This is a genomic window from Streptococcus sp. FSL W7-1342 (assembly GCF_037966635.1).
GTDB lineage: Bacteria > Bacillota > Bacilli > Lactobacillales > Streptococcaceae > Streptococcus > Streptococcus salivarius_D.
The window spans coordinates 1,885,117-1,897,445 of record NZ_CP150200.1; the positions used below are offsets into that span (position 1 = coordinate 1,885,117).

Below are 12,329 nucleotides of genomic sequence, written 5' to 3' on the forward strand. Positions count from 1 at the left end.
GTTAGCTTTTCGTCACCCACTACAGTTGACAAAGAACCCTCTTTAAACAGTTTGTTCTAGGCAAAAAACATGGCTCTAATGCGTTTCCAACGTCTGCGATCAACAAAGAGATACACGATTAGGGCAATTAAAGCTATAAGCCCAGATACTATAGCGTTAACTACTAGGGCAATCCAGAACTTACTTGCAAAGAAGACAATACCTCCTAGCAAGGCAGCGATGAAAATTGTAAGAATAAAGATACCCATATAGAGCCACTGGCCGCCACCCCGATTGAAGAGCTGAGTGACTTCCTGCCAATTCACTTCCAATAATTTAAGGTCACGTTCAAAGAAATAGCCACCTACAAGGTAGGTTGTTACCAGAAAACCAAGAGCGAAACTTGCCACCAAAATAGGATGGAGATGTGCAAGGAATATTAAACCAAATCCTCCTAGTAAGAGGGATACACCGACTTGCAAGCCATAGAAAATCCAAAACTTTTGACGAAGATAGTCACCCGTATTGATTGGTAGGCTACGAATAAAGTCAAAGTTTGTGCCCTCTAAGGAAGTTGCTACACCAAGAAAACTTGTTGGTTGCGCTGAAAAGAAACCAAAGGCAATTCCGACTAAAAGCATGAGCCCGAAATAGTCTGGGCCTAAATCTTTCAAAAAGAACGCACCTCCACCCAGCATGATCATATATAAGACTGGTACCACATAGGTATTGATAATGAGGGTTGAGTTTCCCAAAGTAGATAAATGATGGCGAACCAAGACCTGTCTTTGACTTCGAGTAACAACTTTTACCTGAGTCTTTCTAGCCTTTTTGTTATAAATGGCTTCGTGGAAATAACGAGGCATTCTGACTTTATAAAACCAAAAGCCCAAGATAAGCACTAAGATAAGAGGAAGATAAAAATTTAGTAGAGCCTCTGGAGATAGAGGAGCAGCTACCACATCATAGTAACCTCTTAGATAAGGCAATAAAGGAAAATCAATATGTCCAGCACCCTTAATATAACCATTAAGAAAACCAACCATCATGATAGGGAACATAATCAATAGGGTTGACAGGGTCATCAAAATAGTCGAATAGAGCTTTTGACGAGAACTGCGAACAATCAGCGTTCCAATACTATTAGACAGAATCACTGAAAAAACGAGATTGATAAAGAGAGAAACGATAAAGGATAGAAGCCCCACGACTATCCCCAGTGGGCCAATAAATTGCCAGTAAGCTAGAATGAGAAGACTAAGGATAGGTACCATGAAGGTCATCCCAACCATAGAACCTGACAAGGTCTTGGCCAAAAAGACTTCTGACGGCTTTAAGGGAAGAGGCAGATAAGCCTTGCTATCCTTACTATCGTAAAAGGTACTATAGAGAGCCGTAAAAGTCTGGAGAAGCCCCATGATTGAAAATGTCAAAAGATATAGGGTTAAGACTCCAGGATTGGCCTTATAATCGACGCCTACAAAAAGATAGCTATATACAACCGTAAAAATAATTAAAATCAAGAGTTGTTGTCTAAGCATGGCATTAACGATGGAGAAATTGGCCTTTTTCTTTTTCTCTTGACGTTTCTGTAGGTTAGTTACTGCTTGAGGATTTGCATAGAGGAGATTAATTTTAAAAAGCTCCCAAACATGGTTCCAGTTCATGACTACACCTCCTCGATCTTACGTCCAGCCATTTCCAGATAAATGGTTTCCAAATCCTTGTCAGGGTACTGAGACTTAAGTTCAGCCAGAGACCCTTGGAAGATGAGTTTTCCTTTCTTCAAAATAGCAATACGATCACAGAGCTGCTCAGCTACACTTAGAACGTGGGTTGAGAAGAGGACACTATTACCCTCCTTAGCATGGTTACGCATGGCTTCTTTCAAATCATAAGATGCCTGTGGATCCAGACCAGTCAAAGGCTCATCCAAAACCCAAATCTGCGGATTAACCAGAAGAGCACCGATAACGACAACCTTCTGACGCATACCGTGAGAGAAGGAAGAAATGAGGTTATAGCGACTTTCCGTCAAGTCAAAGGTAGCCATAAGATTAGTCAAACGTTCCTCAACCTGACTAGCTTCCAAATCATAGATACGTGTCAAAAAGTACCAATAGTCATTAGCAGTTAAATTTAAGAATAAGTCTGGTGAATCTGGCACATAAGCGATTTTTTTCTTGATAGCATCACGATGTTGGCTGAGGGCCATATCATCGACGTAAACTTCACCGTAGCTAGCTTCAATGATAGACGTCAAAATGGAAATAGTCGTGGTCTTACCAGCCCCATTGTGACCAATCAGACCAAAAATCTCCCCATCTCGAATCTCGAGGTTAAGATCTGAGAGAGCATCCTTATCTTCATAACGTTTCGTTACGTGTTCAAAACGAATCATCTTTTATCCTTTCTTGAGAATCTATTTAACAATAGTCTCATTTTATACTTTATATTAGATTATAAATTAGAGTTATTACCTTGTTTTTTATGGACAATGCTCTAATAATATCGGCACTAGTTTTAGATAACGCTGTTTTGTTATCTTCTCGTTTATTGTATCATTTCAAAGGTACAATTTCAAGAAAACGTTTGTAAAAACGAGACAATTTTGCATTCGGTCTTTGATAATGCTAAACTTATAGTATTTAGAATAAATAGGAGGAAAATCACTGGTGCCAACGGGAATTATCATCAACTCGCTATCTATTATCTTAGGAGGAATCGCTGGAGGGCTCTTCGGGGACTATCTCAGAGACGATTTCAAGGAAAATCTTAACCTTATCTTTGGCCTAGCCTCTATGGTAATGGGGATTAGCGCTATTATGAATATGGTTAACATGCCTGCGGTTATCTTTGCGGTAGTTATCGGTACCATCATTGGGCTGGCCCTAAAGTTTGGAAACCTCATCAATAAGGGAGCTGGGCTAATGGAAAAAGGCTTGTCCAAGATTACACCAAGCAAGCAAACAGGGTTAGCTCACGATGAGTTTTATGCGCATCTCTTGACAGTTATCGTCCTTTTTTGTGCGAGTGGTACAGGAATTTACGGGAGCCTTGAGTCTGGGATGACAGGCGATGCTTCTATCTTAATTTCTAAATCTATCCTAGATTTCTTTACGGCTATGATTTTCTCTTGTAGTCTAGGCTACATCGTCTCCATGATTGCCATTCCACAATTTATCGTTTTCTTCCTCCTCTTTGTGAGTGCTGGTTTCATTCTCCCTCTAACAACAAAAGCCATGATTGGAGACTTTAAGGCTTGCGGGGGCTTCCTCATGATTGCGACCGGTTTTCGTATTATGAAACTGCGTCAATTCCCAACAGCAGATATGATTCCAGCCATGATTCTGGTTATGCCTATTTCCTGGGCCTGGGTCAATTGGGTGGTTCCTTTGATTAGTTGATATTAGGATTAAAATAAACTAAAACCGTCAGTCTCATGCTGACGGTTTTTATCTCTATTTATTGCTATTATGGATCCTAACTATTAAAAACTAGTAATGTTTGTGACGGTTAATTCTAATTTTTCTAACCTTGTTTAGACTAAGATGAGTTTGTTATAATAGCCCTTGTAGGCCCAAGCAACCTACAAGATACTTTTTTTCATAACTATTTCCATCCTCTAATATTTTAACGAACTTACAATACTGATGGAAATCTATCGAAAAGACTGGTGTGTGCACACCGGTCTTTTTTGGTGGGATTAAGACACAAAAAAACCACTCTTTCACTATGAAAGAATGGTTAGGCTATAGCTTATACTTCTACGACTTCCAAGTCTTTTCCACCTAGGAGAATAAGGTATTTATCAATCTTATCTATTTGATAGGCTTGGCTGAGTGCTTTAGCATAGAGGCTCATTTGCCCTTTGTAACGTTCCTTAAGCTCACCAGGTTGAGTGAAGCGGTCTGTCTTATAGTCAAAGAGGACAATACGGTCTTCAAGAAGAAGGTAGCCATCGATGATACCACGGACGACAAAGTCTTCCTTACTAGTCGGGTCTTCTGCCAACATGGCAAATGGCGCTTCGCGACGCAACTTATCACGGTTAGCTAGAATGAGCTTCCCAAGTTCGGTGTCAAAGAAGCCTAGTAGCTTTTCTAACTGCAGGCGCGCCTTGACTTGATCATCTGCCGATACTCGACTCAAGGCCTGTGTCAAATCTTGGAGGGTCACCTTGTCAGAAAGACTCAAGCGTTGCATGAGTTCATGGGTGGCTGAACCAACTGCAGCTCCAGTGACCTTGGTTTTTTGCCCAAAATCTGGAAGCTCAAAGCTAGTGGTAGTCTCAAGAGGTTGCACTTCCTCTTTCTTGTCCATAATATCCACCCCTTCGGTATCCATGACAGGTTCGTAGAAGGCTTTGAGCTGGCTCGGCGTACGCACAGATGGCAGGTCAATCGCAGGTTCATAAAGTTGGTTAAGTCTTTCAACACTTTCTAAGACCGTTAGGGCACGCTTAATGTCTTCCGTCTGGTGATTGTTAGATAGATCATCAGCATCTACTGCCGCTTGAACTTCAACCTGACCAATAGCCTCTGGAGTCAAGTCCTCAGCCTCTACAAAGCGAACAGTAAACTTGAGATCCTTTCTCATAAAGGCAGTATCCAAAGCCATAACCCAATCCTGATAAGTAGCGATTTGGTCACGTAGAGCTACTGGTAGGCGATTATTTTCAACATCCGTGCCAAATTGCTGGGTCAATTTCTCCTTACTGCCCTTACCAACTAGGTAGAGTTTTTTCTCTGCACGGGTCATTGCAACATAGAGCAAACGCATCTCTTCTGAGATACTTGCTCGACGCTCTTCCCTACGATTTTCCTGGAAGGTTAAGGTCTCGAGAACAACATTTAACTTAGGCAAATTGGTGTTTACCTGGTCTTTGAGGTCAGCTAGGTACTTAATGCCAAGTCCTTTTTCACGGTTGATAATGTACTTACCACTCAGTCCGTCCTTGCTGTGACCAATGAACTTGCGATTCATCTGCAAGACAAAGACATACTTGAACTCTAGTCCCTTGGACTTGTGAATAGTCATAAGGCTAACTGCATTTTTGGGAACCAAGTCTGTCACTTCCTCTAGGTCGTTACCGCTAGAAATGATCTTATCAATCATGCCAATAAAACGGGAAAGTCCCTTAAAGCCAGTCTTTTCATAGGCATTGGCACGCAAGGCAAGGGCGTAGAGATTGGCCTGACGTTGCTCAGCTCGTGGAAGACTGCCAACATAATCATAATAGAAACGATCGTCGTAAATCTTCCAAATGAGGTCGTAAAGCGAGTGCCACTTACTGTAATCACGCCAATCTGACAGAGTCTCAATGAAGAGAGTCAACTTTGCCTCCAGTCCTTGCGTCACGACTTCTGGATGAAGTCCTGATTTAGTATGAGCTGCAAGAAGCTTGTCATAGAATTGCACTTTGTCAGCCTGAACAGCAATCCGAGCCAAATCGTCCTCGTTGAAGTTAAACATAGGTGAACGAAGGAGGGCAACCAAGGCGTAGTCATTGAGAGGATTATTGATGGCACGAAGGGTATCCAACATAATCATAACTTCTAGTGACTCTAGGTAGCTTGACTTGTACTCGTCAGGAACCAAGGGAATTCCGTGCTCCTCAAAGCTTGCCATCAAGTCCAGATAGGTGTTGCGGGTTGGTGCTAGGAGGGTAATGTCCTCAAAACGTACACCCTGCTCGTGAAGTTTGATGATTTCTTTGATAACCAAGGAAATCTCTCCGCTACTAATAGGTTGATCAGCACTTTCCTCGTCAGGAGTTACACTCGCTTCATCACTATTGTAAATCAGAACCTCTGTCTCATTTTCAGGATGGGGTTCTTTTTGCTTCTCGCTACCTGCTACCAACATATGCGTCTTGTCATAGAGGATATCTCCGATTTCCTGGTCCATGAGGTGGCTGAAAACACCATTAGTCGCATCAAGAACCTCAGATTGGCTACGGAAGTTCTCTTTAAGGAGAATCAACTTACCTGCATCTGGATTTTCAAGGAAGAGCTGAAACTTGCCGTTAAAAATCTGAGGATCCGCCTGACGGAAACGATAGATGGATTGTTTGATATCTCCCACCATGAATCGGTTGTGGCCGTTAGAGAGGAGCTCCAACATGCGTTCTTGGGTATGGCTATTGTCCTGATACTCGTCTACCATTACTTCATGGTAACGGTCACGGTAGCTAGCTGCCACCTCTGGATTTTCCTCCAAAATACGGATAGCAAAATGGGCAATATCCGAGAATTCAAAAGCATTTTCCTGAATCTTGGCCTGTAAATACTGGTCCGAAAAATCAAGTACAAAGGCCTGAAGCAACTCCAACAGAGGTAGGATGTCATCATTATGCTTGGTCAAAACCTCGAGGACCGTTAGTTGGGTATCAATCTCTCGCAACTGGGCCACAAACTCATTTTTGGTCTTGTTGTAAGCTTCCTTGTAGGCCTTGAGTTCCTCGTCTTTAGGACGGGTCATATTGGTCAAACCAGTCCCTCCTGACAAAGTCAAGAGTTGTTTGAGCAGGTCCTCCATATCCGTTTGGTCATTAGCCAAGGCTCCTTCAAGAAGGCTAATGGCATCTGACACATTATTTAGATATTTGGCCTTGGCAAATTCACGCTGAGCTAGACCTAGATGGTCTCTTAAGAAGTCTAAGAAATCAGCCAACAAGCCATCTTTGAGACCCTCTAAAAGCTCAGCTTTAGCCTTTTCTGGATTGGCCTCTGCCTGCCCTTTTAAAAGATTTTGACGTAGCCATTTTTCAGGACCTGCAGTAGCCTGAGAAAAGTTATAGACATCGTAAACTAAATCACGAAAAGCCTTACTAGTCTTGCCATTTCCTGCGAAGTTGCGGACCAATTTTTGGAAAAGTTGGGCATCCTTTCCTTGCATATAATCGTTAAAGAGATCAGCATAAACCTCATTTTTCATGAGTGTCTGCTCGGCAGGGTCTGTCATAATGCGGAAAATAGGTGACACACCCAGGAGATAGCCATACTGATTGACCAATTTCTGGGTAAAGGCATCCATAGTTCCAATATCAGCCGTTCCAATCTTGGCAATCTGATCTGAAAGAAAGGCACGCTCTTCATCCGTCTCAACTTGTCCAAGTTGCTCTGTCAGACGCTTTTCCAGACGCTCTTTTAACTCACCCGCGGCCTTTACCGTAAAGGTTGAGATAAAGAGTTGATCAATGCCAACGCCACGTCCAATCATATCAAGGATACGCTCAACCATAACAAAGGTTTTTCCTGATCCAGCCGAAGCTGACACAAGAATATTGCTACCATTACTGTAAATGGCCTCAATCTGCTCAGGTGTTAACTTGCGTTCCTTGTCAGAAGCTGCTTCTTGGGCAATGCGTTCCTTAATCTCTGTTGGACTTAAAAAAGCTTTAGTCAACATGGTTGTCCTCCTGGTCTTTTTTGTCTGCTGTCACAGCTTGATCAGTGACTGGAAAGGGGATGATTTTTTCAGCAACTTGCATCTGATTCTTGTCCTCATCTTTTGCCATCAGCTCCAAATAGGCTTCCTTCTTGCCCCTACTTGGTAAACGCAGGAGCTTTCGAGCCTGTCCCATGTGGCGGTCGGCCTCAAAATGAGTAATAGCCTTGATTTGATCCCCTTGAACAGACTTGCCATCCTCGGTATAAGGATTGACTGCAAAATTCCCGCTTCGAATAACTTCAGCAGCACCTGTAAAGAGCTTAATGTTGTATTCTAGCAAGGTCTCTAGGTCCTCCTTGTCGTAGGTGACAGTCTTTTGTAAATCATAGTTTCCACCAGCCAGATGCTCCGTCTCTGAAGCCACAAAGAGTCCCTTATAGGTCAATTCCTTATGAGCCTGAGCCGCTAGCTTGTCCAAGCCAAACTGAGCCAGATTAAGTTGTGGGTCCTTCATATGTAAATACATGGCACCAAAAAGCTGATCAGCATCAACCTTATAGGTCTGGCGAAGGGCTTCTAGATAGGTTACTAACTGCGGACTAAGGCCATTGTAGAATTTTTGAATGTCAAAGACATTTTTACCTGACTTGTAGTCAACGACACCCAGAGCCCCATCCGATAAACGGTCCACCCTGTCAATAATCCCTGTAATCTTGATGCTATTAGCTAAAAGCAAGTCAAACTTGGCTTCCTCTCGCTCAACCTTAACGGCTGCATTATCACGTAAAACACTAGCTGTAGAACGAGCGATATCTTCCAAAATCTGACGGGACAAACGACTCTCCTGGTCCTCCGTATAGAGGAGTTCAAAGGGTTGCTCCTGATTGGTCTGAGCAATTGCCTTTTCCAGTTTATCATCGAAGTTTTCTGACGAAGAATCCCCCATGACACGCTCAAAGACACGGTGCAAGTAAGTCCCGTGGTGTCGAGCATCCGGATGGATAGATTCCAACTCCTGAAGCCCCAAGACATAGCGCAAGAAATAAAGATACTGGTTGTTATAGAAGGTTGTCAGAGCCGAAGCTGATAATTTCAGTGGTTCTTCCCCCGGAAAGACCAACTGCATGACCTGATCATCCACCTTGGTCGTCGTCACATCGTCAATCACATTTGGAATCAAGACTTGGTCCTTATCAAGTCGCTTACGGAGATAACGCACAGCAACTGACCAGAAAGTCTGGGTTTCCTTGTCCAAATCAGCATCTAGCTGACTGCTATTAAGGGCAATGACAGTCGACAAGAGGTCCTTGTAGTTTCCAATCTGGTCACCTTTAGCCTCGAAACGATTGCGTCCCTTTTCAACCAAAGGAAGACCAAGATCAAGAAGTTCCTTCAAATAAACCGACATGTCATCCTGTGTCTCATTGAGAATTTGTGGCTGACTAAGCACCAATTGTTCACTAGCCGCATTAAAAAGTGACATAGCCACGAAATGCCCCCGCTGACTATTGCTCTGCGTAACAATATCCAAACTTCTGTGCTCGTCCGTAGCTTCATTGATACGACTACGTTCCTCGTCAGACAGGAGACTCTTATTTTGCCCTACCTTTGGAAAATGCGACTGGGTCATTCCCAAGGCAAAAACATAAGGAGCAGAGTGTGGTTGAATCAAATCGTATTTCTTCACATTAACCACATCGACAGTGGCTGGGACCGTACGGTAATCACAGGCCAACATTCCTGAACGCAAAATGGACAAAAAGTCGTCCACTGACAGAGTTTCTTCCCCAAAAATAGTCTCAACCTGCTCCAAGAGTTGTGTGAAAGCCTTCCAGACCTGTTCATTCTGCTCTTTTTCGGCCTCACTAGCCTTGCCAGTCAAAGCAGCCATCTTACTTGGCACTTGCACAGCCTCTAAAAAGACCACAAGTTTTTTGAGCAGACTAGACCCCTTCTGTTTGCGACTGTTAAGCAACTTGTCCAAAGGCTCTACCAGTTGTGACCTCAAGGCATTGAGCTGGTCCAAATCATACTTATCACGACTATTAGCCGTGAAATCAGAAAGGAACTTGTGACGCCCCTTGATATCTGCAAAATTGACATAATACTCAAAAAGGTCTAAATCCTCTTGAGCAAAACCACCATAGAGACCGGATTTTATGAGATTAAGTAAATCCTCAGCACGGTAATTGTAGCGTTTGATCCGCTCCAAGGAATCCACAAACTGCACCAAAGGATGGCTAGACATGGTTTCTTCCTTACCGAAATAATAGGGAATATCAAATTTTCGAAAAATCTGACCCACCTGAAGCTTATAACTCTCCTCATCACCTAGCAAGACCAAGATATCCTTATAGCGCTTGCCATCTGCTAGCAACTGACGAATACTCTTAGCAACCTGAGCCACTTCTTCCTTTTGGTTGACCACTTTCCAAACCTGCAAAGCTTGCTTGTCCTGAGCAGTCAGCTGCTCGTCAATCGTACTAAAATCATGACGGCTCTCCAAAAGACGGCTAATACGTGCAAAAGAAGGATTCCCCTCTTTGTCTGTCGTCACATAGTCGGGTGTCACCTTATAGGTCTGAGCCAGAGTTCTCAGAAAATCCACTGAAGCCTGATAAACATTGCCGTAAACAAAGTTAGCACTATAAGCTTTTTGACTGGTATAAGTCCCAATGACAATTTGGTGGCACTTATCATTCAAGAGGGCAACTAGGGCCTCCTCCTCGGCAGAGAAACGCGTAAAGCCATCAATGACCAAAACCGTATTACTCAGTGCCTTATCCAGATGTCCTGAGGTAATTTCCTTGAAGAAGGCACTAAGTTTTGATTGATTATCAAAATCTCCTGCCAACAAGAGGTCCTGAGCTGCACTGAAAATCCTGAGCAAATCCTCTTGTTTCTCAACCTGATCCAAATGCTGCAAATCCAGAACCGTCATATTAGCCTGCTGCAACTCTTTGTAAAGGTCCACCAATTGATTAATAAAGTTACTATCCTTGCGCAAACGGCCATAAACCTTGAGCTCATCATCGTCCATATGCGACAACACCTTGTAAAAAATCATTGCCAGACCAGTATCATCCAGCTGAGTCTTTGGGTTGCTCGTATTGAGAATAAAGTATCTCGCCATCTGAGTAAAACGAGTCACCGTAATCTCAAAGGATGCTGACTGAGGCAGGTATTCCAAGACCTTACGCTCCTTCTCAAATGACAGGGCATTAGGGGCAATATAAAAGACCCTCTTTCCCTTTTGAGCATAGCTGGTTGCCTGCTCCGTCAGAATTTCTGTTAAATCCTGAGACATATCCGTATAAAGTAATTTCATAAGACGTCCCTTTCTTATCTCTACACCAGTCGTTAGGCCAAGCAAGAACTGCCATTCACTTAGTGCTAACAACCACTAATCCTTGCTATTATAACACAGAATGAAGCAACAATCAGACTCCTCCCTTGCTCCTATCTCCTCCGATGTCCTAAGTTTCACACATAAGCATAAGCTCAACAGCAAAGACCCCTCCTTCATGGACTTGTACCTAAAAAAAGAGCCAAATCCTCTGATTTAGCTCTACATCTTTATTTAAAAATCAATTCCTGTTTGAAGAGGTAATCACCACTGCTTGTAATCAAATTGGCATCACTATACTTCCTAAGAATATCCTTGGCTGAGTGGAGGTTAAGACCTGAGGTCTTCTTCTGATTTTCTTCCTGCATAATGGCATCAAGGTCAACTTTTTCTTCTTGCGTCCTATTTTCCATGACGAAATGGTAACTTCCATCCTTATCATGTCGATGAAAACTAAACTTGATTTGACTGACAGGCACCTGCTTACTCTCATCAATCGCATTACTAAAGAAAATAGACACCAGCAAGGTCAAGTCAACCACGTTCATGGTAAACCCTGAAATCTCCTCAGGAATATCACAAGTCACTGGAATATTACTACGTTTAGTCTCCATCATACGAGCCGAAAGCAGACTACGTAAAGGTAGGGACTGAATATTTTCCAGCTTAGGATTATCAATGACACGGAAACGTTCAAACTCCTTGGCACTCTCTCTAAGGACATTCTGGTACACCTGTTCAGCAAGAGCCTCTTCCTGGTCACGTACTTCCTCTGAAAATTGTTCCACAACCGTCTGATAAGACTGTCTGTATTGTAACAACTCATTGTAGAGAAGATCAATCTTTTGGTTGGCCTTGGTCAAACTATTCAAATGCCTCTTTTCCTCCATGGCCAAACTCTCTTCCAAATACTGCCGAGACAGTTGATTAAGATGGGCAATTAGGAAAATGAAAGCCACTGCGGACAAGAGAACCCAAAGCATCCGAAGTCTCAACTCCACCTCTGAAGAGTAGCCAGGGAACCAACTGTCTAAATTCACACTGAGATAGATTCCCAATAAATAAATGGCCATTGCTATAGCAACTCTTCTAGAAATCTGGAGGTTCTGGAAAGAGTCATCGCTATAGACCTTCCAACGCTTCAAATCCAAGCCCAAGAAACGATCAAATACAAAATAAAGTGGCAAAATCAAACCGTAAGATAAGAGATAGAAAAGAGCATTTGACCCTACCTCAGCGACAGGGAGATTCAAGAGAAGGGGAATAAAGAAGAGTCCCAATAAACGATAAAGTAAATCTGACGTCACCACTGGAAACAAGGTATGAAAAGCATACTGGGTCACCGACCAGGTCTTCCCTTTAGCAAGAAAGGCCAAAATCATCAGGATAAAGACATCAAAAACCATAATCATGTTAGTAATATTATACTGAATGACTACATCTAACAGGGCTAAGGTCAAGAAGACCGTCCAGGAGATACGAATGTCTGTCATTCGTTTGAAAATGGCACAATTTATCGTCAGAGTTAAAATAAGCTGAATGGCTAGAAAGGCATCTGTATCATAGAGATTTAAAAAATTTATTCCCAAAAACGATTCAAACATCGAAT

General features: G+C 42.7%; 6 protein-coding genes. 1 reads left to right on the forward strand and 5 read right to left on the reverse strand.

The window, feature by feature from the left end; translation table 11 throughout:
* Positions 1–56: 56 nt before the first annotated feature.
* A complete protein-coding gene (locus NSQ79_RS08745) occupies positions 57–1,646 on the reverse strand; it encodes an ABC transporter permease (protein WP_339313556.1) in 1,590 nt (529 codons plus the stop codon).
* 2 nt (positions 1,647–1,648) lie between these two features.
* Positions 1,649–2,380 (reverse strand): ABC transporter ATP-binding protein, encoded by a 732-nt coding sequence (locus NSQ79_RS08750; protein ID WP_002891761.1) that lies wholly within the window; start codon positions 2,378–2,380, stop codon positions 1,649–1,651.
* A gap of 274 nt (positions 2,381–2,654) precedes the next feature.
* Here NSQ79_RS08750 and NSQ79_RS08755 point away from each other — a divergent pair, with 274 nt between their 5' ends.
* Positions 2,655–3,386 (forward strand): DUF554 domain-containing protein, encoded by a 732-nt coding sequence (locus NSQ79_RS08755; RefSeq protein WP_339313558.1) that lies wholly within the window; start codon positions 2,655–2,657, stop codon positions 3,384–3,386.
* A 352-nt stretch (positions 3,387–3,738) separates the two neighbouring features.
* Here the strand turns inward: NSQ79_RS08755 and addA are convergent, their stop codons facing one another.
* The 3 genes from addA to NSQ79_RS08770 form a co-directional block, all read right to left on the reverse strand.
* The gene (gene addA, locus NSQ79_RS08760; RefSeq protein ID WP_339313560.1) at positions 3,739–7,392 is read right to left on the reverse strand and encodes a helicase-exonuclease AddAB subunit AddA; all 3,654 of its coding nucleotides are present in this window, start codon (positions 7,390–7,392) and stop codon (positions 3,739–3,741) included.
* The gene (gene rexB, locus NSQ79_RS08765) at positions 7,382–10,702 is read right to left on the reverse strand and encodes an ATP-dependent nuclease subunit B (protein WP_164332229.1); all 3,321 of its coding nucleotides are present in this window, start codon (positions 10,700–10,702) and stop codon (positions 7,382–7,384) included. Before rexB ends, addA begins: the two co-directional genes overlap by 11 nt.
* Positions 10,703–10,950: 248 nt before the next feature.
* A complete protein-coding gene (locus NSQ79_RS08770) occupies positions 10,951–12,324 on the reverse strand; it encodes a GHKL domain-containing protein (RefSeq protein WP_138261779.1) in 1,374 nt (457 codons plus the stop codon).
* Between the last annotated feature and the right edge of the window lie 5 nt (positions 12,325–12,329).

What these genes read in the sequence shown, in the direction of transcription:
- addA (WP_339313560.1), bottom strand. Translation starts at nt 7,392, where the DNA reads ATGTTGACTAAAGCTTTTTTAAGTCCAACAGAGATTAAGGAACGCATT.
- NSQ79_RS08770 (WP_138261779.1), bottom strand. Translation starts at nt 12,324, where the DNA reads ATGTTTGAATCGTTTTTGGGAATAAATTTTTTAAATCTCTATGATACA.
- rexB (WP_164332229.1), bottom strand. Translation starts at nt 10,702, where the DNA reads ATGAAATTACTTTATACGGATATGTCTCAGGATTTAACAGAAATTCTG.
- NSQ79_RS08750 (WP_002891761.1), bottom strand. Translation starts at nt 2,380, where the DNA reads ATGATTCGTTTTGAACACGTAACGAAACGTTATGAAGATAAGGATGCT.
- NSQ79_RS08745 (WP_339313556.1), bottom strand. Translation starts at nt 1,646, where the DNA reads ATGAACTGGAACCATGTTTGGGAGCTTTTTAAAATTAATCTCCTCTAT.